21 protein-coding genes are annotated in these 21,552 nt (G+C 69.6%); 16 read left to right on the plus strand and 5 right to left on the minus strand.

Going from position 1 to position 21,552, the window contains the following annotated elements; genetic code table 11:
* Window positions 1–6 precede the first annotated feature (6 nt).
* Window positions 7–591, minus strand: coding sequence for an antibiotic biosynthesis monooxygenase (locus tag RN51_RS12565; RefSeq protein WP_045264405.1), 585 nt, complete (start codon window positions 589–591; stop codon window positions 7–9).
* Between the two features lie 482 nt (window positions 592–1,073).
* On the opposite strand from RN51_RS12565, the gene RN51_RS12570 reads away from it, so the two are divergent.
* The 4 genes from RN51_RS12570 to RN51_RS12585 all read left to right on the plus strand — a co-directional run bounded on the left by RN51_RS12570 (window position 1,074) and on the right by RN51_RS12585 (window position 5,590).
* Window positions 1,074–2,573, plus strand: a complete 1,500-nt coding sequence (locus tag RN51_RS12570) for a CoA-acylating methylmalonate-semialdehyde dehydrogenase (RefSeq protein WP_045264406.1) — start codon at window positions 1,074–1,076, stop codon at window positions 2,571–2,573.
* A gap of 26 nt (window positions 2,574–2,599) precedes the next feature.
* A complete protein-coding gene (locus RN51_RS12575; protein ID WP_045264407.1) occupies window positions 2,600–3,802 on the plus strand; it encodes an acyl-CoA dehydrogenase family protein in 1,203 nt (400 codons plus the stop codon).
* Window positions 3,799–4,704, plus strand: a complete 906-nt coding sequence (gene mmsB / locus RN51_RS12580) for a 3-hydroxyisobutyrate dehydrogenase (RefSeq protein WP_045264408.1) — start codon at window positions 3,799–3,801, stop codon at window positions 4,702–4,704. Before RN51_RS12575 ends, mmsB begins: the two co-directional genes overlap by 4 nt.
* Window positions 4,705–4,813: 109 nt before the next feature.
* Window positions 4,814–5,590 (plus strand): enoyl-CoA hydratase-related protein, encoded by a 777-nt coding sequence (locus RN51_RS12585; RefSeq protein ID WP_045264409.1) that lies wholly within the window; start codon window positions 4,814–4,816, stop codon window positions 5,588–5,590.
* 96 nt (window positions 5,591–5,686) lie between these two features.
* Here RN51_RS12585 and RN51_RS12590 read toward each other — a convergent pair whose 3' ends face one another.
* Genes RN51_RS12590 through RN51_RS12600 form a run of 3 tightly spaced genes read right to left on the minus strand, consistent with a single transcriptional unit; the run spans window position 5,687 to window position 7,135 of the window.
* Entirely contained in the window at window positions 5,687–6,130 is a 444-nt protein-coding gene (locus tag RN51_RS12590; protein ID WP_045264410.1) for a YdeI/OmpD-associated family protein, read from the minus strand.
* Window positions 6,127–6,597, minus strand: a complete 471-nt coding sequence (locus RN51_RS12595; RefSeq protein ID WP_045264411.1) for an SRPBCC family protein — start codon at window positions 6,595–6,597, stop codon at window positions 6,127–6,129. The genes RN51_RS12590 and RN51_RS12595 overlap by 4 nt, the downstream gene beginning before the upstream one ends.
* 1 nt (window position 6,598) lies before the next feature.
* Window positions 6,599–7,135, minus strand: coding sequence for a MarR family winged helix-turn-helix transcriptional regulator (locus tag RN51_RS12600; RefSeq protein WP_045264412.1), 537 nt, complete (start codon window positions 7,133–7,135; stop codon window positions 6,599–6,601).
* A 140-nt stretch (window positions 7,136–7,275) separates the two neighbouring features.
* Here RN51_RS12600 and RN51_RS12605 point away from each other — a divergent pair, with 140 nt between their 5' ends.
* The 5 genes from RN51_RS12605 to RN51_RS12625 are packed head-to-tail and all read left to right on the plus strand — an operon-like array spanning window position 7,276 to window position 12,363.
* Window positions 7,276–8,052 (plus strand): electron transfer flavoprotein subunit beta/FixA family protein, encoded by a 777-nt coding sequence (locus RN51_RS12605; protein WP_045264413.1) that lies wholly within the window; start codon window positions 7,276–7,278, stop codon window positions 8,050–8,052.
* A 1-nt stretch (window position 8,053) separates the two neighbouring features.
* Complete coding sequence (locus tag RN51_RS12610) at window positions 8,054–9,025, plus strand: electron transfer flavoprotein subunit alpha/FixB family protein (RefSeq protein WP_045264414.1); 972 nt, start codon at window positions 8,054–8,056, stop codon at window positions 9,023–9,025.
* A 2-nt stretch (window positions 9,026–9,027) separates the two neighbouring features.
* A complete protein-coding gene (locus RN51_RS12615; RefSeq protein ID WP_045264415.1) occupies window positions 9,028–10,716 on the plus strand; it encodes a cytochrome b/b6 domain-containing protein in 1,689 nt (562 codons plus the stop codon).
* A 4-nt stretch (window positions 10,717–10,720) separates the two neighbouring features.
* Entirely contained in the window at window positions 10,721–11,179 is a 459-nt protein-coding gene (locus RN51_RS12620; RefSeq protein WP_045264416.1) for an ASCH domain-containing protein, read from the plus strand.
* A gap of 32 nt (window positions 11,180–11,211) precedes the next feature.
* Complete coding sequence (locus RN51_RS12625) at window positions 11,212–12,363, plus strand: acetyl-CoA C-acetyltransferase (protein WP_045264417.1); 1,152 nt, start codon at window positions 11,212–11,214, stop codon at window positions 12,361–12,363.
* A gap of 74 nt (window positions 12,364–12,437) precedes the next feature.
* Here RN51_RS12625 and RN51_RS12630 read toward each other — a convergent pair whose 3' ends face one another.
* Window positions 12,438–12,947, minus strand: a complete 510-nt coding sequence (locus tag RN51_RS12630) for a GNAT family N-acetyltransferase (protein ID WP_045264712.1) — start codon at window positions 12,945–12,947, stop codon at window positions 12,438–12,440.
* Window positions 12,948–13,078: 131 nt separating this feature from the next.
* Here RN51_RS12630 and RN51_RS12635 point away from each other — a divergent pair, with 131 nt between their 5' ends.
* The 7 genes from RN51_RS12635 (at window position 13,079) to rocD (ending at window position 21,548) form a co-directional block, all read left to right on the plus strand.
* Window positions 13,079–13,639, plus strand: coding sequence for an acyl-CoA thioesterase (locus RN51_RS12635; protein WP_045264418.1), 561 nt, complete (start codon window positions 13,079–13,081; stop codon window positions 13,637–13,639).
* 116 nt (window positions 13,640–13,755) lie between these two features.
* The gene (locus RN51_RS12640) at window positions 13,756–17,406 is read left to right on the plus strand and encodes a proline dehydrogenase family protein (RefSeq protein WP_045264419.1); all 3,651 of its coding nucleotides are present in this window, start codon (window positions 13,756–13,758) and stop codon (window positions 17,404–17,406) included.
* A 165-nt stretch (window positions 17,407–17,571) separates the two neighbouring features.
* Window positions 17,572–18,006, plus strand: coding sequence for a hypothetical protein (locus RN51_RS12645; RefSeq protein ID WP_045264420.1), 435 nt, complete (start codon window positions 17,572–17,574; stop codon window positions 18,004–18,006).
* Window positions 18,006–18,236, plus strand: a complete 231-nt coding sequence (locus RN51_RS12650) for a helix-turn-helix transcriptional regulator (protein ID WP_045264421.1) — start codon at window positions 18,006–18,008, stop codon at window positions 18,234–18,236. The genes RN51_RS12645 and RN51_RS12650 overlap by 1 nt, the downstream gene beginning before the upstream one ends.
* Complete coding sequence (locus tag RN51_RS12655) at window positions 18,233–19,282, plus strand: NAD(P)-dependent alcohol dehydrogenase (RefSeq protein ID WP_045264422.1); 1,050 nt, start codon at window positions 18,233–18,235, stop codon at window positions 19,280–19,282. Before RN51_RS12650 ends, RN51_RS12655 begins: the two co-directional genes overlap by 4 nt.
* 185 nt (window positions 19,283–19,467) lie before the next feature.
* Entirely contained in the window at window positions 19,468–20,346 is an 879-nt protein-coding gene (gene ddaH, locus RN51_RS12660) for a dimethylargininase (protein WP_045264423.1), read from the plus strand.
* Window positions 20,343–21,548 (plus strand): ornithine--oxo-acid transaminase, encoded by a 1,206-nt coding sequence (rocD, locus tag RN51_RS12665; RefSeq protein WP_045264424.1) that lies wholly within the window; start codon window positions 20,343–20,345, stop codon window positions 21,546–21,548. Before ddaH ends, rocD begins: the two co-directional genes overlap by 4 nt.
* Window positions 21,549–21,552 lie beyond the last annotated feature (4 nt).

The raw sequence follows: 21,552 nt of genomic DNA on the forward strand, positions 1-21,552 counted from the left end.
GGGGCGTCAGCGGGCCAGCCAGCTCCGCAGCGACCGGGTCACGAACGGAAGCACCCAGTACGCCATGATCGGCGTGAGCACGAGAGTCGTGACGAGCACCCGGAGCCAGATCGGCAGCTCGTTCCATCCCGGGACCGGGCTCATGGCGTAGGTGAAGGCGAGATTCACGGGGAAGAAGCCCAACCAGATCGACGTCGCCTGCTTCCAGCGCGGCGGAGCAGGTGCGACTGTGACCGTCTCGGTGGTGCCGTCGGTCGAGGGGAGCGTGATCGTCCCGGTGGTCGGCTCGTCGAACCAGCCCTCGATCCCGGTGCGGCGCTTGGAGCGCTCGCTGCGCACGAAACCTTCACCCATCGACAGCCACCATGCCCGCTCGGCCGACTGCTCCCAGGCGGTGAGGGAGTCCTCGCTCGCGAAGCGGTAGAGCATGTGCCAGACCTGCGAGTCCTCGCCGGCGCGCACCCATCCCGAGCCGAGGAAGCCCGGATACTTCGTCGCGAGGTTCACCCCCGTCTGCACCCAGGCGGTCGCCTCGACGATGCGCTCGGGGTCGACTTCGCGGCGGATGGACACGGTGAGGGGTTCGGACATGGTGCGGTCCTCGGGGAACGGGCGCCAGGGGTGAGGGCGCCGAAGCGGATGCGCCAGGGTGACGGCGCACCGTCGATTCTAATTCGGTTGCGGGAGCCGGAGCTTTTGGTTTCGAATCGCGCAGATGGTTCCATCTCGGCCCCGAAAGCAACCATTTGCGCGATTCGAAGGTCGGTCTGCCCCGATACAGAGAGGACCCCCGCCGACCCGATTCGGCGGGGGTCTCGCGGCGTGGGAGCCGCGCCGGGAGCGAGAACGCTCACCGTGCGCGCGGTAGACGTGACACCCGATCCGGTCTGAGTCTCTGTCCGCGCATCTGCAGTTGTACTCGGCGGAGATGACCGGCCGGTGAACGCGGGGCGAACACCCTCGGCCGCTGCCGGAGAGGCGAAGCGAGGAGATGCAAGGATGTCCTAGTAAATATCCGGTCCTCCGAGTAAACTCCCCATTGTGCCAACGACGGCACGGAGGGACGTCACACAATGACTCGTACTATCCCGCACTTCGTGGGCGGATCGCTTCTCACTCCCGACTCGGGCCGCTTCGCCGACGTGTTCGATCCGAGCTCCGGCGCTGTCCAGGCTCGGGTTCCGCTCGCCTCGGCGGATGAGGTGCGCCAAGTGATCGCGAACGCCGAAGAGGCCCAGGTGGCGTGGGCAGCGACCAACCCGCAGAAGCGCGCCCGCGTCCTCCTGCGGTTCCTCGACCTCGTGCAGCAGGAGATGACCTCGCTCGCCGAACTCCTCGCGAGCGAGCACGGCAAGACCGTCGACGACGCCAAGGGCGACATCCAGCGCGGGCTCGAGGTCATCGAGTTCTCCGCCGGAGCCCCGCACCTGCTCAAGGGCGAGTACTCCACCGGGGCCGGGGCGGGCATCGACGTGTACTCGATGCGGCAGCCGCTCGGGGTTGTCGCCGCGATCACGCCCTTCAACTTCCCCGCCATGATCCCGCTGTGGAAGGCCGGTCCCGCGCTCGCCGCCGGCAACGCGGTGGTGCTCAAGCCCAGCGAGCGCGACCCCTCGGTGCCGGTGCGCCTCGCCGAGCTGTTCCTCGAAGCGGGGCTGCCCGCCGGCGTCCTCAACGTGGTGCACGGCGACAAGGAGGCGGTCGACACGCTGCTCACCGACGACCGGATCCGCGCGGTCGGCTTCGTCGGGTCCACGCCCATCGCGGAGTACATCTACGCCACCGCGGCCGCTCACGGCAAGCGGGCGCAGTGCTTCGGCGGTGCCAAGAACCACATGATCGTGATGCCCGACGCCGACCTCGACCAGGCCGTCGACGCCCTCATCGGCGCCGGCTACGGCTCCGCGGGGGAGCGGTGCATGGCCATCTCCGTCGCTGTTCCGGTCGGTGAGGAGACCGCTGATGCCCTCGCCGCCAAGCTCACCGAACGTGTCGCCCAGCTGCGGGTCGGGCCGTCCCTCGCCGCGGACGTCGACTACGGGCCGCTGGTCACGCGGGCGGCCGTCGACCGGGTCGAGGGCTACATCCAGCAGGGGATCGACGAGGGTGCGACGCTGCTCGCCGACGGTCGCGGCTTCACGGTCGAAGGGCACGAAGAGGGCTTCTATCTCGGACCGACGCTGTTCGACCACGTCACGACCGACATGGCGATCTACCGCGAGGAGATCTTCGGCCCCGTGCTCGTGATCGCCCGCGCCGCCGATTACGAGGAGGCGCTGCGCATGGCCTCGGAGCACGAGTACGGCAACGGGGTCGCCATCTTCACCCGCGACGGCGACGCGGCTCGTGACTTCGCCGCCCGCGTCGAGGTCGGGATGGTCGGGGTGAACGTGCCGATCCCCGTGCCGATCGCCTACTACACGTTCGGCGGTTGGAAGCGCAGCGGTTTCGGCGACCTCAACCAGCACGGCGCCGACGCCTTCCGCTTCTACACGAAGACCAAGACCGTGACGAGCCGCTGGCCGTCGGGGATCCGCGAGGGCGCCAGCTTCGTCATCCCCACCATGCACTGATCCGGAAACTCCCACAAGGAAAAGCGATGACCATGACCACCGTCACCACCACCGCCGAGGAACGTGAGGCGATCATCGGCGCCGTCCGCGAATTCGCCGAGACCGAGCTCGCGCCCTACGCCGCGGAGCGCGACGAGAAGCACCTGTTCCCCCGGGAGTCGCTGAACCGCGCGGGAGAGCTCGGACTCGGCGGCATCTACGTCGACGAGGAGTTCGGGGGCAGTGGCCTCAGCCGGCTCGACACCGTCGCCATCTTCGAGGAGCTCGCGAAGGGCGACCCGGCGGTCGCGGCGTACATCTCCATCCACAACATGGTCGTGTGGATGATCGACACCTACGGCGATGACAGCCAGCGCTCGACGTGGCTGCCCCGGCTGACCGCGATGTCGGACTTCGGCGGCTACTGCCTCACCGAGCCGGGAGTGGGGTCGGATGCCGCGAACGTCGCGACCAGTGCGGTCCGCGACGGTGACGACTACGTGCTCACGGGCGTGAAGCAGTTCATCTCCGGGGCGGGCGAGGCCGCCGTGTACGTCGTGATGGCGCGCACGGGCGAGCCGGGAGCACGCGGAATCAGTGCGTTCCTCGTGCCAGGAGACTCCGAATCCCTCAGCTTCGGTGCACCGGAGAAGAAGATGGGCTGGCATGCGCAGCCCACCCGTCAGGTGATCCTCGACGGCGTCCGGGTCCCGGCATCCGCCATGCTCGGCGACGAGGGACGCGGGTTCGCGATCGCGATGTCGGCGCTCAACGGCGGTCGCCTCAACATCGCGGCGTGCTCGCTGGGCGGCGCGCAGTGGGCGCTCGACAAGGCCGTGCAGTACGTGCACGAGCGGATGGCCTTCGGCGAGCCGCTGGCCGAGAAGCAGTCGATCCTGTTCGCGATCGCCGACATGCGCACCGACCTGCACGCCGCGCGTCTGATGGTCCGCGACGGAGCGCTGGCCGTCGACGAGCACGCGCCCGACGCCACGATGCGCTGCGCGATGGCCAAACGGTTCGCGACCGACGCCGGCTTCGACGTCGCCAACCGGGCCCTGCAGCTGCACGGTGGCTACGGATACCTGCAGGATTACGGGATCGAGAAGGTGGTCCGTGACCTGCGGGTGCATCAGATCCTGGAGGGCACGAACGAGATCATGCGCCTGATCGTCGGGCGCGAGATCCTGCGACCGGCCGGGTCGGCATCCCTCCAGCGCGGCGCAGACCAGACTCGGAGCGCATCATGACCGTGTCTTCGTCGAAAGCGGTCGTGGCTTTCCTCGGGCTCGGGCACATGGGACAGCCGATGGCGAAGAACCTCGTCGCTGCCGGTCATGAGGTGCACGGCTTCGACCTGGTTCCGGCGGCGGTCGAGGCAGCACGGGCGGTCGGCATCGCGGTGGCGGCGAGCGGGGCGGAGGCCGTGGCGGACGCGGATGTCGTCATCACGATGTTCCCCGCGGGAAAGCACGTGATCGAGGCGTATCGCACCGAGCTGCTCGCGGCGGCACGGCCGGGCACGCTCTTCATCGAGTCGTCCACCATCGCCGTCGATGAGGCCCGCGCCGCGCACGCCCTGGCCCTCGCTGCCGGACACCGCAACGTCGATGCCCCAGTGTCAGGGGGAGTGGTCGGCGCGGAGAACGGCACTCTCGCGTTCATGGTGGGCGGGTCGGACGAGGACTTCGCCGCGGCGCTTCCGTTGCTGGAGGTCATGGGCAAGCGCATCGTGCACTGCGGCGGATCAGGGCTCGGACAGGCGGCCAAGGTCTGCAACAACATGGTGCTCGCGGTCTCGCAGATCGCCGTCGCGGAAGCGTTCGTGCTGGGGGAGCGGCTCGGGCTCGAGCACCAGGCGCTGTTCGATGTCGTGTCCCAGGCGTCGGGGCAGTGCTGGTCGATCACGACGAACTGCCCCGTGCCCGGACCGGTGCCCACCAGCCCGGCGAACCGTGACTACCAGCCCGGCTTCGCGGGGGCGCTCATGGCCAAAGACCTCGGGCTCGCCCTGCAGGCGATCGAGCAGACGTCGACGGATGCACGGATGGGCCGGCTCGCCCAGGAGATCTACGCGACGTTCGCTGCCGGCGACGGGGCGGGCCGAGACTTCTCGGGCATCATCACCGACATCCGCGACGACCGCGTGTGATGGCGGCCGTTCGAATCGCGCGAATGGTTCCATCGGGCGCGTGAAGCCACCATTTGCGCGATTGGAACGCAGGCGTGAAGGTGGAACGAACCACGACGGAGAGGGCGACATGACCGAGTACGAGACGATCCTGGTCGAGCAGCGCGGACGGGTGGGGTGGATCACCCTGAACCGGCCGGAGGCGCTGAACGCGTTGAACAGCCGACTCGCCGAGGAGGTGACCGCCGCGGCGCTGGCGTTCGATGCGGACGAGGGTGTCGGCGCGATCGTGCTCACCGGATCGGAGAAGGCGTTCGCCGCCGGAGCCGACATCAAGGAGATGGAGGGCATGACGGCGGCGCAGATGCTCGAGACCGACCACTTCGGTGTCTGGCATGAGTTCGCCGCGGTGCGCACTCCCGTGATCGCGGCCGTCTCCGGATTCGCCCTGGGCGGCGGGTGCGAGCTGGCGATGATGTGCGACATCATCCTCGCGGCCGACAACGCCACGTTCGGGCAGCCCGAGATCAACCTCGGTGTGATCCCCGGCATGGGCGGCACGCAGCGTCTCATCCGCGCAGTCGGGTACTACAAGGCGGCCGAGCTCGTGCTCTCCGGACGCTTCATGGGGGCGGAGGAGGCTGAGCGCTCCGGCCTCGTGTCCCGCGTCGTGCCGACCGCCGACCTCCTCGCCGAGGCGACGAAGCTGGCCGACACGATCGCCTCCAAGTCGCTGCCCTCGGTCTATGCCGCGAAGGCCGCGCTCGACGCGGCGATGGAGACGACCCTTGCCGAAGGCCTCGCGCATGAGAAGCAGGCCTTCGCCGCGCTGTTCGACACCGCGGATCAGAAGGAGGGCATGTCGGCCTTCCGCGAGAAGCGGTCACCGGACTTCCAGAACCGCTAGCTGCTCGTGAACGACTTCGCAGGAACGAGGGCAGGACGCCGGAGGCGGCGTCCTGCGCGGTGCCGGATGAGCGGTCGTGCGGAGTCGGTCACACCCTCAGCTGCGGAGTGCGTCGACGATCTTCGCGATCCGGCGTTCGCGGGTGGCCTCCTGCTTCGCCTCGGCCACACTTCGCGCGTGCTCCTTGCGCACCGAGTACGAGAGCGCGTCGAAGGCGGAGCGCAGCGCCGGGTCGGCATCGAGCACGGCGGCGAGCTCGGGTGGAACGTCGACCGTGCGCTCGGCCGAATCGACCCGGATCACGGCGTCGATCTCCTGGCCGATGTCGAGCCCGAGGTCGGCGCGCACGGCCTTGCTGAAGCCGATCATGTTCTCGCTGCCCATGCGCGCCAGCCTCAGCCGCGCGGTGCGTCCGCCGATCGTCACGGCCACGGGGAACGCCTTGCCTGCGCCGAGGGATGCGACCTGGTCATCCGTGAGCAGGATCGCCGCAGCGGGGCCGCGGCCGGTGAGGACGGTGTGCAGGCGCAGTTCGCTCATGCCGAAAGAGTACGCCCGGGCTCCCCGAATTCGGCGGCGAGAATCGCGTTGCGCTCCGAGATCAGGCGGCGCATGTACCTGCCGAGGATCAGCGCATCGACCAGACGTCCGAGCGGGCCGAACGGCGAGCGGAACGTCACGGTGTCGCGCATGAGCGTGCCGTCCGGATGCGCGTCGAACCGATGCTCGTGCAGGAAGGCGGCGAAGGGGCCGGCGATCTGCCGATCCGAGAAGCCGTGCGGCGGATCGATGTCGAACACGATCGAGCGCAGTCGAAACGGGATGCCGAAGTGGCGTGCCCGCCAGGTCGCTGTGGTCCCCTCGGTGAACACGCCGCCGGCCGGTGCTTCGAGCATCGTCTCGTCGAATCGGGCCATGCTCTTCACGTGCAGGTCGGGATCGAGCGAGGCGGCGAACACCTCGGCGGGCGTCGCACCGATGACCGTCTCGAGCGCGAACCGCACCATGTCAGAGAGCCTCGGGCTGCGGACGGGGGTCGGCGAAGTCTCCCGCGTCCTTGCGCAGTCTGGCGACGATCGCGACCAGCTCTGCGGCATCGTCACGGCTCAGGCCGGGTTCGGCGAACACATCGGCGTTGAGGGCGCGGGTGGCACGTTCCACGAGCTCCCGACCGGATTCGGTCAGCACGAGGAGTGCGGCGCGTCCGTCGTGCGGGTGCGGCTCACGCGCGATCAGACCATCGCGGACCAGACGCTCGGCCGTGCTCGTGACCGTGGTCGGGTGCACCTGCAGGCGGGCGACCACGCTCGACAGCGGAAGGCTGCCTGCGCGGCTGAACGCCAGCAATCGCAGCACCTCGTAGCGGGCGAAGCTCAGCGCGAACGGCTTGAGCGCCGCGTCGACGCGTGCGAGCAGCAGCTGCTGTGCTCGCATCACCGAGGTGACCAGGGCCATGCCGTCGGCGGCCTCCGTCCAGCCGTGCGCGAGCCACTGCCGCTTCGCCTCGGCGAGCGGGTCGATGGGGAGCGGGCGGGGTCGGGCCATCTCTCTACGGTAGTGGCGCGAGGTCGGGGTGCGGTCACGGCGCGCGACGCACCCGATGTCGGTGAGCCTGACTCTCAGTCGCAGGTGGGTTGGAACTCAGTATCGCGGTCTAGAATTGCAGCAGTCGTGAGGAGCAATCGATGAAGATCTTCGTCCTGGTCAAAGAGGTGCCGGACACCTATGGCGATCGCAAGCTGAATCTCGAGACCGGACTCGCCGATCGTGCGGCGGGCGACGTCGTGCTCGACGAGATCACCGAGCGGGCCCTCGAGGTCGCGCTCAGCTATGCCGACAAGAACGACGGCACCGAGGTGGTGGCCGTCTCCATGGCCCCGGAGAGCTCCACCGCGTCGGTGCGCAGGGCTCTCGCGATCGGTGCCGGATCTGCCGTCCACATCGCCGACGAGCAGCTCGCCGGCGCCGACCTCGGACTCACGGCCGAGGTGCTGGCCGCCGCCATCCGCCGCGGCGCCCCCGACCTCGTCATCACCGGCAACCTGTCGACGGACGGCTCCGGCGGTGTGATCCCCGCCATGCTCGCCGAGCACCTCGGCTTCGCCCAGGCCACCGCGCTCACCTCTGTCGAGATCACCCCGGACGGCGTCTCCGGAGTCCGAGGCGCAGACGCCGGGAGCCAGCCGGTCTCGGCGCCGTTGCCCGCCGTGATCTCCATCACCGAGGCGCTCCCCGACGCACGGTTCCCCAACTTCAAGGGCATCATGGCGGCGAAGAAGAAGCCGCTCGAGGTGCTGTCGCTCGCCGACCTCGACGTCTCGGCCGATCCCTCCGTCGCCCCGCGCACCATCATGACCTCGGTGTCGGAGAAGCCCCCGCGCGCGGCGGGAGTGAAGATCATCGACGAGGGCGACGCCGCCGACAAGCTCGTCGACTACCTCGTGCAGAACAGGCTGGTGTGAGATGACCACTTCCGAGAACCCGATCCTCGTCCTCGTCGACATCGATCCCTCCGGCTACGTCGCCACCAGCACGGCAGCCCTCATCGGTGCCGCCTCCACGATCGGCTCGCCCGTGGCCCTGATCGTCGGCGGCAGCCCTGCGGCCGTGGACCAGGCGGCGGCAGCAGGGGCCTCCGTCGTGCTGACCGCAGACGGGGATCCCTCCGCGCTCACGGTTCCGATCGTCGATGCGCTGCAGGCCGCCGCCGCCCAGGTGCGACCCGATGCCGTGCTCATCTCGAACTCGATCTCCGGGCGCGATGTCGCCGGACGCTTCGCGGTGCGCACGAAGAGCGCGCTGTCGGTCGATGCGGTCGGTGTCTCGCGCGATGACGAGGGCGTCGTGGCCCATCACTCGGTCTACGGCGGGGCGTATCTGGTCGATTCGGCTCCCACGTTCGGAACCCCGGTGATCACGCTGCGTCAGGGCGCGGTCGACGCCCGCGCCGAGGCCGTCGCGTCACACTCGGTCGAGGTGCTCGACGTCACTCCGTCCGGGGCCGTCGCGGCCACGGCGGGACAGGTGGAAGCCGTCGAGGTCGCCTCTTCGCGCCCCGAGCTGCGGGGAGCCACGAAGGTGGTCTCCGGCGGTCGTGGTCTCGCGTCGAAGGAGAAGTTCGTGCTCGTCGAAGAGCTCGCCGATGCGCTCGGCGCGGCTGTCGGAGCCTCGCGCGCCGCCGTCGACGCCGGTTACATCCCGCAGTCGCATCAGGTCGGCCAGACCGGCGTCTCGGTGTCGCCGCAGCTGTATGTCGCTCTCGGCATATCGGGCGCGATCCAGCACCGTGCCGGTATGCAGACATCGAAGAACATCGTCGCCATCAACAAGGACGCGGATGCGCCGATCTTCGACGTCGCGGACTTCGGCATCGTCGGCGATGTGTTCGCCGTGGTGCCGCAGGTGATCGCGGCGCTCGAGGCGCGGAAGAAGTAGTCATGGCGACGCGGATGCTGCGACGCGGTCTGCCGCGCGTGCCGGGGGGAGACCCCTGGCCTCCTGCCGATGCGGTGGCCGCGGATGCCGCGGTGGAGGATCGGGCGGGGGAAGCCGGCGCGGTGCCGGTCGAGCCCACGGCTTCGGAGGCCGCGGTGCCCGTCGAGCACGACGGCGCCGCTGGCTCGGCACCGTCCGCTCCCGCAGCGGCGGCTTCGACAGCGTCCGCTGCTGCAGCGGCCGGTGGAGCACCGTCGATCCGTCGCGGCCTGCCGCGTGTGCCGGGCGGGGAGCCCTGGCCGCCGTCGACGACCGCTGCCGCTCCTCTCGCCCAGGTGCCCGAACCCGCCGCCGCCGCGGCCGCTCCCTCCCCGGAGGCAGCGGCGTCAGCCCCCGCGCCGGCTGCGTCGGCCTCCGTGCCGACCGCCGCGGCAGGAACCTCTGCCGCCGCCGCCGTTGCCGTAGCCGCGGCCGCCGGTGCCGGTGTGCGACGCGGTCTGCCTCGCGTCGTCGGCGGAGACCCGTGGCCGCCGGCAGAGACCGTTCCTCTTTCTTCGGCCGCTCCGTCCGAGCCTGTCGCTGCTGCCGAGCCTGTCGCCGCTGCCGAGCCTGTCGCATCCGAGCCCGTGGCATCGGGCACCGTCGCTCCCGTCTCTGCTGCCGCAGCTCGGGTCGTCGCCGCCGGATCGTCGCCCGTGCTCGCCGACGTCTCGACCCCGCTCCCGTGGACGCAGACCGTGTGGAACGGGCGAGCGCCCCGACACCTCGACCCGATGCCCGCCCCGACGACCGCCCGTCCCCGTCCGACCTGGACTCAGGCGATCGGCGTGTTGTTCGGAGCAGCTGCGCTCGGGGTGCTCGCCGGAGCCGCCATCGCGTTCGTGCGCGCCCTGCTGAGCTTCCCGTTCATGCAGGACTTCCTGGCCGCTTTCCCCGGAGAGTACGAACCGGCGGTCGCTGTCGAACCGGGGTTCGCGCCATGGGTCGGATGGCAGCACTTCTTCAACATGTTCCTGATGGTGCTGATCATCCGTTCGGGGTTGCAGGTGCGCACCGAGAAGCGCCCGACCGTCTTCTGGACTCCCCGCAACAACGCCAAGGGCAAGATCAGTCTCAACCTGTGGTTCCACCAGTCGCTCGACATCCTGTGGCTCGTCAACGGCGTGATCTTCGTGGTGCTGCTGTTCGCCACAGGGCACTGGGTGCGCATCGTGCCGACGAGCTGGGAGGTGTTCCCGAACGCCCTGTCGGCGGCACTGCAGTACATCTCGTTCGACTGGCCGCACGAGAACGGCTGGAACAACTACAACAGCCTGCAGCAGCTCGCCTACTTCGCCACCGTGTTCATCGCGGCGCCGCTCGCCGCGATCACCGGCTTCCGCATGTCGGGGCTGTGGCCGAAGAACGCCGAGAAGCTGTCGAAGGCGTACCCGGTCGAGTGGGCGCGGGCGCTGCACTTCCCGATCATGCTGTACTTCGTGGCGTTCATCATCGCGCACGTGGCGCTCGTCATGCTGACCGGGTTCCTGCGCAACCTGAACCATATGTTCGCGTCGCAGGACGCGGTGACGTGGACCGGGTTCTGGGTGTTCATCCTGTCGCTCGTGGTGATCGCCGTCGGATGGGTGGCGGCGCGTCCGCTCGTGCTCGCGCCGATCGCGAAGGCGTTCGGCAAGGTCTCGGGGCGGTGAGCAGATGAGCGACGAGGTCATCGCAGAGTACTGGCGCACCGTGCGAGCTGCCCAGCCGCACCTGCCGGAGTCGCGACCGGAGGCGTGGGGGTTCGGGGCGACGCCCGAGCACGCAGACGAGCTGCTGGCACTCGTGCTCGACGGCATCAAGGTCGGCACCGCGTCGTCCCTCTGGGACTACGACGCGACCGGCGATCCCCTCCCTGTGGTGGGCGAGCTCAGCATCATCCTGGACGGCACCGGTGCCCCGCGTGCCGTGATCGAGACCACGGCCATCGACATCGTGCCTTTCGACGAGGTCGACGAGGCGCACGCCTTCGCCGAGGGGGAGGGGGACCGCACCCTGGCGCACTGGCGCGAGGTGCACGAGCGCTACTGGCGCACCCACTCCGAGAACTCGCGCGGCTATGAACCCGACATGCCGGTGCTGTGCGAACGCTTCCGGCTGGTGTTCCCGGAGTAGCGAGTCCCCTGGGCTGGAGGAGAGGCACGATCATGGCTGAGGCATACATCGTCGATGCGGTCCGATCGCCGGTCGGCCGGCGCGGCGGCTCGCTCGCGGATGTCCACCCGGTCGACCTCGGCGCCCACAGCCTTCGCGCGCTCGTCGACCGGACGGGGATCGATCCCGGCGCGGTGGACGACGTGATCCTCGGCGTCATCGATGCCATCGGCGGCCAGTCTGGCAACGTGGCGAGGACGGCCCTGCTCGCCGCCGGCTTCCCGGAGCACGTTCCAGGGGTGACCATCGATCGGCAGTGCGGGTCGAGCCAGCAGGCCGTGCACTTCGCCGCGCAGGCCGTGATGAGCGGCACGAGCGACCTCGTGATAGCCGGCGGACTGCAGAACATGTCGCAGATCCCGCTGACCGCCGCCGCCACCGTGGGGGAGTCCTACGGATTCACGACCCCGTGTGCGCAGTCGCCCGCGTGGACCGACCGTTACGGCGATCAGGAGATCTCGCAGTTCGCCGGAGCCGAGCTGATCGCCGAGAAGTGGGACATCTCCCGCGAGCAGATGGAGCAGTTCGCCCTGGAGAGTCACCGTCGGGCCGCGCTGGCGCAGGACGAGGGCCGCTTCATCCGTGAGATCGCGCCGCTGAACGGTCTCGACCACGACGAGGGCGTGCGCCGTGACACGACCCTGGAGCGGATGGCGGGACTCGCACCGTTGCGGGAGGGTGGTCGGATCACAGCCGCCGTGTCGTCGCAGATCAGTGATGCATCCAGCGCCGTACTGGTCGCGAGCGAGCGTGCCGTGCGCGACCACGGGCTCGAACCCCGCGCACGTATCCATCAGATGACGGTGCGCGGCGACAGCCCGATTCTCATGCTCACCGCCCCGATCCCGGCCACCGAGCTCGCGCTCGAGCGGGCGGGCATGCGGGTCTCCGACATCGACCTGTTCGAGGTGAACGAGGCCTTCGCGCCCGTGGTGCTCGCCTGGATGCGGGAGCTCGATGCTCCGCACGAGAAGGTCAACGTCAACGGCGGAGCCATCGCGCTCGGTCACCCCATCGGTGCGACCGGCACCAGGCTCATGACCACGATGCTCAACGAGCTCGAACGCACCGGCGGACGCTACGGGTTGCAGGCCATGTGCGAGGGCGGCGGGGTCGCGAACGTGACCATCGTCGAGCGCCTCTGAGGATCAGGGTCACGACAGCGACAGAGCGGGCCGCCTCCCGGAGGAGACGGCCCGCTCTGTGCGTGATCAGAGGATCAGGGGCGGACGAAGCGCACTTCGGTCAGCGTCTCGCCCAGGAACGGCTCGGTGTGCGATGCGCCGTCGAGGTGGAATCCGTTGCGGGTGTAGAACCGGTGCGCGCGGGGGTTGTCCTCGGCGACCCAGAGGTACAGCGGCTCGTCCTTCTCCACGGCGGCGTCGAACAGCTTCTGACCGATGCCGGTGGAGTGGTACGCATCGAGCAGGTAGATGAAGTAGAGCTCGCGGAACGCGGGAGCGTCCTTGTCGCGGGCCGGGCCGGAGCCGACGAATCCCACGATCTCCCCGTCGACGAGTGCGGCGTTCATCTTGAACTCGGGGCCCTGCGAGGCCCAGTGCGTCCAGAGCTCGGCCATGCGGCGAGGCGAGACCTTCTCCAGCGCCGCCTTGCTGATCAGGTGGTCGTAGGTCTCGTGCCAGCACTGCGCATGCACGCGACCGAGGGCTTCCGCATCCACATCACGGACCGGGCGGACGATGACTTCAGGCTGGGCTTCGGCGCTCATGTTCGTGACTCTACGCGCGGCGTCCGCGAAGGCGAAATCGGGGAGATGTTCGATGACACCCACGACACAGTGATGGAGGTTTCGCACAACGATGTTCGCCGATCGTGCACTCCTGGCTACGATCGTTGCTCGTGAACGTGATCTGGCGGACCCTCCTGGTGATCCTCGGCGCTCGCCGCCGCGTGCGACGGGGCAAGACCCTCGATCCGACGTCGGTCGGCAGCATCACGGTCACCACGCTCCCGACCGACCTCGACATCCTTCGGCACATGAACAACGGCCGTTACCTGTCGCTGTTCGACCTCGGTCGATGGGACCAGCTCATCCGCAGCGGGCTGTTCGACGCGATGAAGGAGCGGGGCTGGTACGCGGTCGTGTCCAGCGAGACGATCACCTTCAGGAAGTCGCTGCAGCTGTGGCAGCGGTTCGAGGTGCAGTCGCGTTTCATCGGCCATGACGACAAGGCGCTCTTCATGGAGCATCGCGCTGTCGTGAACGGCGAGGTCTACGCGCGGGCGATCGTGCGGGCCAGGATGCTTCGCCGCACCGGAGGGACCGTCAGCAACGAAGAGCTGTTCGCGGCCGTCGGCAAGCCCGAGGGTGTGCCGGAGATCGACGCGTGGGTGCACGACTGGGCGGCGGCCTCGGCGCTTCCCCCCGTGCGGGAGAAGGCCCCGAGCGTCTGGAGCTGAGTCCGGAACCGTTTCGAATCGCGCAACTGGTTCCATCCGGGCGCGAAACGCGACCAGTTGCGCGATTCGAAAGGTTCAGCCGGGGAAATCGGGTGTCCAGACCTAGGCTGAAATCCATGGCAGACCTCCCGCCGGACGCCGTGGCATCCGCACCCCTCGCAGACCGTGCCGTCGAGCTGGCTCGAAGGTGGACGATCGAGGCAGCGGCGACCGAACCCGACCCCGCGGCTGCACGACTCGCCGGCGTGCTGCAGGACGCGAACGGGCTGCCGTTCACCCTGGGTTTCGTCGACGGCGTCATGCGTCCGGAGAGCCTGTCCGCCGCCGCATCGCAGCTGCACCGCATCGCGCCGATCGTGCCGGAGTTCCTGCCCTGGTACCTGCGTTCGGCGGTGCGCCTCGGAGGCGGCGTCGCGCAGATCCTCCCGACGCCCGTGGTGCCGCTCGCGCGCCGCGTGCTCCGCGACATGGTCGGGCACCTCGTCGTCGATGCGCGCCCTGCCAAGCTCGGCGCCGCGATCGAGCGGATCCGCGCCGACGGCTCCCGGCTCAACCTCAACCTGCTCGGAGAGGCCGTGCTCGGCGAGGCGGAGGCCCGACGGCGGCTCGACGGCATCCACGCGCTCGTCCGCCGTCCGGACGTGGACTACGTCTCGGTGAAGGTCTCGGCGATCATCAGCCACCTGTCGATGTGGGCTTTCGACGAGGTCGTCGACGAGGTGGTCGAGCGGCTCCTTCCGCTGTATCTCGCGGCGGCCGCCGACGGCACCTTCATCAACCTGGACATGGAGGAGTACCGCGACCTCGATCTCACCATCGCGGTTTTCACGCGCATCCTCGAGGACCCGCGTCTGGCAGGCCTCGAAGCCGGGATCGTGCTGCAGGCGTATCTGCCCGACGCGCTTCCGGCCCTGCAGGAGCTCACCGCGTGGGCGCAGGAGCGCGTGGCGCACGGCGGCGCCCGCATCAAGGTGCGTCTCGTCAAGGGGGCGAACCTCGCGATGGAGCACGTCGAGGCGCGGATGCACGGGTGGACGCCCGCGACCTACGACACCAAGCTCGACACCGACGCGAACTACCTCCGCTGCCTCGACTGGGCGCTGCAGCCCGAGCACACGGCCGCCGTGAAGATCGGCGTCGCGGGGCACAACCTCTTCGGCATCGCCTACGCCTGGCTGCTCGCGGGGGAGCGGGGTGTGCGGGAGGCCGTGGAGTTCGAGATGCTGCTCGGCATGGCGCAGGGGCAGGTGCGGGCCGTGTCGCGCGAGGTCGGGCCGGTACTGCTGTATGTGCCGGTCGTGGAGCCTGCGGAGTTCGACGTGGCCATCAGCTACCTGGTGCGCCGGCTCGAGGAGAACGCCTCACCGGACAACTTCCTCTCCGCCGCGTTCCGGCTCGGCGAGGACGAGTCGCTGTTCGCCCGCGAGCGGGATCGCTTCCTCGACGCGCTCGACAGGACGGGCGACCCGACGCTGCGCATCGGACCCCGTCGCACGCAGGACCGTCTCGCTCCCGTGCACGAGTCGCTGCGCCCGGCACCTGTCGCTCCCGTGCCGGAGACCGACCTGACCAAAGCGGTGCTCGGCATCTCCCGCGGTTCGGACGACGGCGGTCGGGAGGCGTTCCTGGAGACCGCCGTCTATTCCGCCCGGGAGCTGGAGCAGGACACCGGTGGAGCCCCCGGCTTCTCGAACACGGTCGACAGCGACCCCGCGCTCCCCGCCAACCGCGAATGGGCGCGCGAGGTGCGCGAGCGCATCGCGACCTCTGACCTGGGCTCCGCCACGATCGGGGCGGCGCACCTGTCCCAGCCGGACGAGCTCGAACGGGTCGTGCACGGTGTGCATCGTGCCGCCCCGGCCTGGGGCGGGCGGCCCGCCGCCGAGCGTGCCGAGGTGCTCCTGCGTGCCGCCGCTGCACTCGAGGCCCGCCGGGGAGACCTCATCGAAGTCGCCGCCTCCGAGACCGGCAAGGTCTTCGCCGAAGCCGACATCGAGGTGAGCGAGGCCGTCGACTTCGCGCGCTACTACGCGGCCAAGGCCAGGGAGCTCGACGCGATCGCCGGCGCCGTGTTCGTCCCGGCATCCATCACGGTCGTCACGCCGCCCTGGAACTTCCCCATAGCCATTCCCGCCGGAGGGGTGCTCGCCGCGCTCGCCGCAGGCTCCGGGGTGATCTTCAAGCCCGCACCGCAGGCCAGGCGCTGTGCGGCCGTGATCGCCGAGACGCTGTGGGAGGCCGGGATTCCGCGCGACCTGCTGGCACTCGTCGACGTCGAAGAGGGTGCGCTCGGCCGTGAGCTGATCACGCACGAGGCCGTCGACCGGGTGATCCTCACCGGCGCGTGGGACACGGCCGCGCTGTTCCGCTCCTGGCGCCCCGATCTGCCCCTGCTCGCGGAGACCAGCGGCAAGAACGCCATGATCATCACCCCTTCCGCCGATCTCGACCTCGCTGTCGCCGATCTCGTGAAAAGCGCGTTCGGGCATGCCGGACAGAAGTGCTCCGCGGCGTCGCTGGCGATCCTCGTCGGACCGGTCGGACGGTCGGCACGGTTCGCGCGCCAGCTCGCCGACGCCGTGCGCTCGCTGCACGTCGGACAGCCCACGGATCCACTGGCCGAAGTGGGGCCGGTGATCGAGCAGCCGCAGGGCAAGCTCGCCTGGGCGCTCAGTGAGCTCGAGGGCGACGAGCAGTGGCTGATCGAGCCTGCTCTCTCCGCGGCGGACGACGGCAGCGGGCGGCTGTGGAGTCCCGGCGTGCGTGTGGGCGTGCAGCCGGGATCGCGCTTCCACACCGAGGAGTTCTTCGGACCGGTGCTCGGGGTGATGCACGCCCCGACCCTCGCGCGCGCCGTCGAGATGCAGAACGCCGTCGCCTACGGCCTCACCGCCGGGCTGCACACCCAGGATCCGGAGGAGCTGTCGTACTGGCTGGCCCGGGTGCAGGCAGGCAACCTCTATGTGAACCGCGGCATCACCGGCGCGATCGTGCAGCGCCAGCCGTTCGGCGGATGGAAGCGCTCTTCGGTCGGCCCCGGGGCGAAGGCGGGCGGACCGAACTACCTCATCGGGCTCGGATCGTGGCGTTCGCAGCCGGGAGGGCCGGCCTCGAGCACCCTGCACCTGCGCGGACTCGACTCGCGCATCACCGCGGTCATCGAGGCGGCGCAGTCATCGCTCGCGTACGAGTCGTTCGAGTGGCTGCGGCGTTCGGCTCTCTCGGATGCGCTGGCCTGGGATCGGGAGTTCGGCCAGGTGCGCGACGTCTCGCGTCTCGGTGTCGAGCGAAACCTGTTCCGGTATCGTCCCGTCCCGGTCGAGGTCCGCGCGACCGATGATGCGGCTCTGCACGACCTGCTGCGCGTCGTGATCGCGGGGGTGCGCTCGGGGGCGAAGTTCGTGATCTCGACCCCCGTCGGATTGCCCGGCGACGTGCGCCGAGCGCTCGGCGACCTCGACGCCCCGGTGTTCATGGAGAACGATGACCAGTGGCTGCAGCGGCAGCTCCGCCAGGAAGACGCCGTCGAGGGTGCCGCGCTCCCGGCGAGCGATCGGGTGCGACTGGTGGGCGGTCGCGAGGGCGTCGCGGCCCTTCGTGCGAAGCTGGCTGCGGCCTCCGCGGGGGATCCCGACCTCGCGGTGTACGACGGCGAGGTGACGGCGGCCGCCCGCATCGAGCTGCTGCCCTTCGTGCACGAGCAGTCGATCTCGATCACCGCTCACCGCTACGGCAACCTCGACCCGTGGAGCAGCCACGTGATCTGACGCGGGACTCCCTGCTGCATGTTCCCGTCGCACTTTCTGTCGCAATGCCGGCGGGGAAGCGACAGAAAGTGCGACGGGAGCACCAGGGTGTGTAAAGAATTCTTGACATTTCGATGAGGGGCGCCCTACGCTGAGCGTGTCAAGAATCTTTTACATGGAGGCGTCATGGTCTACGAAGAACGCAATGCCTGGGCGGGTCTCATCGTGAGCCCGATCGTCATGGTCGTGTACGTCGTGCTGGTCCTCCAGCAAGCCGGGGGCGGGCCGCTCACGGCCGTCGACTGGTTCCCGCTCATGCTGTGGGTGATCGGCGGGGGCATCGTCGCGACGATCCTGCTCAGCGTGGTCTGGGGCATCATCGCCGGGATGAGCGATCCTGACGGCGTCGGGCGCTCCGACATCCGCGACCGCGACATCAGCCGTATGGGCAGCCGAGTCGAGCAGGCCTTCGTCGTGATCGCCGGGCTCGGGGTCATCGCGCTGTGTGCTGTCGGAGCGGACGTCTTCTGGATCGCGAACACCATGTTCGCCGGCTTCGCGGTGGCCGCGCTCGTCGGCGGGGTCGCCCGGGTGATCGCCTACCGACGGGGTCTCGTGTGATGGTCAAGCCCACTCTCGTCTCCAACACCATCCGCGCTCATCGCGAACGGGCGGGACTCACCCAGGCCGAACTCGCGCGCACGGTGGGTGTGACGCGCCAGACGCTCATCGCGATCGAACAGCAGAAGTACTCCCCGACGCTCGAACTCGCCTTCCAGATCGCCCGCGCCTTCGGGGTGAGCCTCGACGACGTCTTCGAATACCCCGAAGTGTCAGGAGCAGGATCATGAGCCGGTCGATGAAGGCGTGGCGGCGGGAGACGTACGGACCCGCCGACGGAGTGACGCTCGAACGTATCCCCGTCCCGGTGCCCGCCCGTGGCGAGGTGCTCCTGCGGGTGCGAGCGACGGCGCTGAACGCGGGCGACGTGCGTCTCCTGCTCGGCGACCCACTGCTCGTCCGGCCGGTGTTCGGGCTGACCCGTCCGAAGCATCCGGTGCGCGGAATGGAGGTCGCGGCCACCGTCGTCGCCCTCGGGCCGGATGTCGTCGGTGCGGAGATCGGGGAGGAAGTGGTCGGCGAACTCGTCGGCGGGGGAGGGCTCGGCGAGTACGTGAGCGTCCCGGCCTCGCGGCTGGTGCCGATCCCCACGGGCGTCACGCCGGAAGCCGCATCATGCCTCCCCGTCGCCGGCGGGACCGCGTGGCAGGCGCTCGACCTGGCTCGGATCGGCCTGTCGCGTACCGGTCTGTCGCGAGCCGGCCTGTCGGGAGGCCGCCTGTCGGAGGGCGGCACCACCCCGCGGGTGCTGATCATCGGCGCCTCGGGTGGAGTCGGCACGTTCGCGGTGCAGCTCGCGGCCCTCCGCGGTGCGGAGGTCTGGGCGACGTGCCGTGATCGGAATGCCCGTCTGGTCGAGCAGCTGGGTGCCGTGCGCACCTTCGACCACCGGGTGTCGCCCTTGAGCGCCCTGCCGGACGGCCGCTTCGACGCGATCGTCGACATCGCCGGAGGGATGCCGTTGCGCGAGCTGAAGCGTCTCGTGATCCCCGGAGGCAGGGTCGTGCTGGTGACGGGCGACGGCGGTCATGTGCTCGGTCCCCTCCCGCGGATGCTGCGCGCCGTGTTCCTGTCGATCGGCTCGCGGAGCATCCGCCCCCTGGCGGCGACTCCGCGCCCGGAAGTGCTGGCGAAGCTGCTCGACCTCGTGGCCGAAGGACGCGTGGTCCCCGTGATCGAGCGCGAGTACCCCTTCGCCGATGCGTCAACAGCTCTCTCCCGCCTGGAAGCCGGCCACACCGTGGGCAAACTCGTCGTCGCAGGCAGCGCGGTCTGAGCAGGACCAGTGCCGTGGCGGTGCACCGACCCTGCTCTGGCGGCGCACAGGGGACGGGTGACAGAATGGACCCCGGCGTGCCCGAGTCGCATCTTCCCCGACGCCCGCTCGACTGAGCGAAGGGTTGAAGGACCGCCGGGCCCCTGGACAGCGTCCGCCGCGCCCGTCCTCCGAGGAGAGCACCCATGTCGACGCCTGAAGCCGCCGTCTCCACCGCCCCCGCCCGCACGGCGCACCGCCGCCACTACCTCATGTGCAAGCCGGAGCACTTCACCGTCAACTACTCCATCAACCCGTGGATGGAGCCGTCGAAGCCCACGGACACCGCGAACGCCGTCGCGCAGTGGCAGAAGCTCCACGACCTGTACATCGAGCTGGGCCACGAGGTCGAGCTCATCGAGCCGCTCGCCGGCTATCCCGACATGGTCTACACGGCCAACGGCGGGTTCCTCATCGACGGCCGCGCCTACGTGCCCGAGTTCCGCTTCGTCGAGCGTCAGGGGGAGGCTCCTGCCTTCGCCGACTGGTTCCGCGCTGCGGGCTACGACACGGTGATGCCCAAGGAGGTCAACGAGGGCGAGGGCGACTTCCTGCTCGTCGGCGACGTGATCCTCGCCGGCACCGGGTTCCGCTCCACCGGAGACAGCCACCGTGAGGTCGGCGAGGTCTTCGGGCGCGAGGTCGTCTCGCTCAACCTGGTCGACCCGCGCTTCTACCACCTCGACACCGCGATCGCCGTGCTCGATCCGGTGCAGGGCGTGGAGAACGGCGGTCCGGAGCGCGCGAACATCGCCTACCTCCCCGGTGCCTTCGACGACGCGAGTCGCGCGGAGCTCGAGAAGCGGTTCCCCGACGCGATCCTGGTGTCGGACGAGGACGGCTCGGTGTTCGGCCTCAACTCGGCGAGCGACGGCTACAACGTGATCATCTCCCCGCGCGCGAAGGGCTTCGAGAAGCAGCTGCGCGAGCGCGGCTACAACCCGATCATGATCGACCTCTCCGAGCTGCTGCTCGGCGGCGGCGGCATCAAGTGCTGCACGCTCGAGCTCCGGGACGCGAAGTGACTGCGGTCGAGACCGGCGCGGCTGTGAACACCGAGCCGCACGTCGCGCACAACTACCACCCGCTTCCGGTGAACATCGCCCGCGCTGAGGGTGCCTGGGTGACCGACGTCGAGGGCAAGCGCTACCTCGATCTGCTCGCCGCGTATTCGGCTGTGAACTTCGGCCACCGGCACCCGGCGCTCGTGGCCGCGCTCACCGAGCAGCTCGGGCGGGTCACACTCGTCAGCCGTGCTTTCCAGAGCGACCGCCTCGAACCGTTCGCCGCGGCGCTGGCCGAGCTCGCCGGCAAAGACCTCGTGCTGCCGATGAACACCGGCGCCGAAGCCGTCGAGACCGGCATCAAGGTCGCCCGCGCGTGGGGCTACCGCGTGAAGGGCATCACCGAGGGCAGGGCGCGCATCATCGTCGCTGCCGGGAACTTCCATGGGCGTACGACCACGATCGTCAGCTTCAGCGACGACGAGCAGGCGCGCGACGACTTCGGGCCCTACACGCCCGGCTTCGACGTCGTGCCGTACGGTGACGCGGACGCCATCGCCGCAGCCATCACCGATGACACGGCTGCCGTGCTCGTGGAGCCGATCCAGGGCGAGGCCGGGGTCGTGATCCCGCCGGAGGGGTATCTGCGCCGCATCCGCGAGATCTGCGACGAGAAGAACGTGCTGTTCATCGCCGACGAGATCCAGGCAGGCCTCGGTCGAGTGGGCGAGACGTTCGCGTGCGACCGCGAGGGCGTCGTCCCCGACCTGTATCTGCTCGGCAAGGCTCTCGGCGGCGGCATCCTCCCGGTCTCCGCCGTGGTCGGCGACTCCGACGTGCTCGGAGTCATCCGTCCTGGCGAGCACGGCTCGACGTTCGGCGGCAACCCGCTCGCCGCAGCCGTGGGCCTGCGCGTGGTCGAGATGCTGCAGACGGGGGAGTTCCAGGAGCGCGCCCGTGCGCTGGGTGCTCATCTGGACCAGGCACTGCAGCCGCTGATCGGCCACGGCGTCACCGCCGTGCGCATCGCGGGACTCTGGGCCGGCGTCGACATCGACCCCGCGAAGGGCACGGGGCGGGAGATCGCCGAGAAGCTGCTCGAGCGCGGCGTGCTCGTGAAGGACACGCACGGGCAGACCGTGCGCATCGCGCCGCCGCTCGTCATCCGGGCGACCGAACTCGACTGGGCGGTGGAGCAGCTCAAGCTGGTGCTGGGCGCCTAGCCGG

It is taken from the genome of Microbacterium oxydans (assembly GCF_000956405.1).
In the GTDB taxonomy this organism is placed as follows: Bacteria; Actinomycetota; Actinomycetes; order Actinomycetales; family Microbacteriaceae; genus Microbacterium; species Microbacterium oxydans_C.

Bases quoted from the DNA above. Each gene is read 5' to 3' on its own strand.
- RN51_RS12625 (WP_045264417.1), top strand. From the start codon at position 11,212: ATGGCTGAGGCATACATCGTCGATGCGGTCCGATCGCCGGTCGGCCGG.
- RN51_RS12630 (WP_045264712.1), bottom strand. From the start codon at position 12,947: ATGAGCGCCGAAGCCCAGCCTGAAGTCATCGTCCGCCCGGTCCGTGAT.
- RN51_RS12570 (WP_045264406.1), top strand. From the start codon at position 1,074: ATGACTCGTACTATCCCGCACTTCGTGGGCGGATCGCTTCTCACTCCC.
- RN51_RS12610 (WP_045264414.1), top strand. From the start codon at position 8,054: ATGACCACTTCCGAGAACCCGATCCTCGTCCTCGTCGACATCGATCCC.
- RN51_RS12585 (WP_045264409.1), top strand. From the start codon at position 4,814: ATGACCGAGTACGAGACGATCCTGGTCGAGCAGCGCGGACGGGTGGGG.
- RN51_RS12655 (WP_045264422.1), top strand. From the start codon at position 18,233: ATGAGCCGGTCGATGAAGGCGTGGCGGCGGGAGACGTACGGACCCGCC.
- RN51_RS12590 (WP_045264410.1), bottom strand. From the start codon at position 6,130: ATGAGCGAACTGCGCCTGCACACCGTCCTCACCGGCCGCGGCCCCGCT.
- mmsB (WP_045264408.1), top strand. From the start codon at position 3,799: ATGACCGTGTCTTCGTCGAAAGCGGTCGTGGCTTTCCTCGGGCTCGGG.
- RN51_RS12575 (WP_045264407.1), top strand. From the start codon at position 2,600: ATGACCATGACCACCGTCACCACCACCGCCGAGGAACGTGAGGCGATC.
- RN51_RS12605 (WP_045264413.1), top strand. From the start codon at position 7,276: ATGAAGATCTTCGTCCTGGTCAAAGAGGTGCCGGACACCTATGGCGAT.
- RN51_RS12645 (WP_045264420.1), top strand. From the start codon at position 17,572: ATGGTCTACGAAGAACGCAATGCCTGGGCGGGTCTCATCGTGAGCCCG.
- RN51_RS12565 (WP_045264405.1), bottom strand. From the start codon at position 591: ATGTCCGAACCCCTCACCGTGTCCATCCGCCGCGAAGTCGACCCCGAG.
- RN51_RS12595 (WP_045264411.1), bottom strand. From the start codon at position 6,597: ATGGTGCGGTTCGCGCTCGAGACGGTCATCGGTGCGACGCCCGCCGAG.
- RN51_RS12620 (WP_045264416.1), top strand. From the start codon at position 10,721: ATGAGCGACGAGGTCATCGCAGAGTACTGGCGCACCGTGCGAGCTGCC.
- RN51_RS12615 (WP_045264415.1), top strand. From the start codon at position 9,028: ATGGCGACGCGGATGCTGCGACGCGGTCTGCCGCGCGTGCCGGGGGGA.
- RN51_RS12640 (WP_045264419.1), top strand. From the start codon at position 13,756: ATGGCAGACCTCCCGCCGGACGCCGTGGCATCCGCACCCCTCGCAGAC.
- RN51_RS12650 (WP_045264421.1), top strand. From the start codon at position 18,006: ATGGTCAAGCCCACTCTCGTCTCCAACACCATCCGCGCTCATCGCGAA.
- RN51_RS12600 (WP_045264412.1), bottom strand. From the start codon at position 7,135: ATGGCCCGACCCCGCCCGCTCCCCATCGACCCGCTCGCCGAGGCGAAG.
- ddaH (WP_045264423.1), top strand. From the start codon at position 19,468: ATGTCGACGCCTGAAGCCGCCGTCTCCACCGCCCCCGCCCGCACGGCG.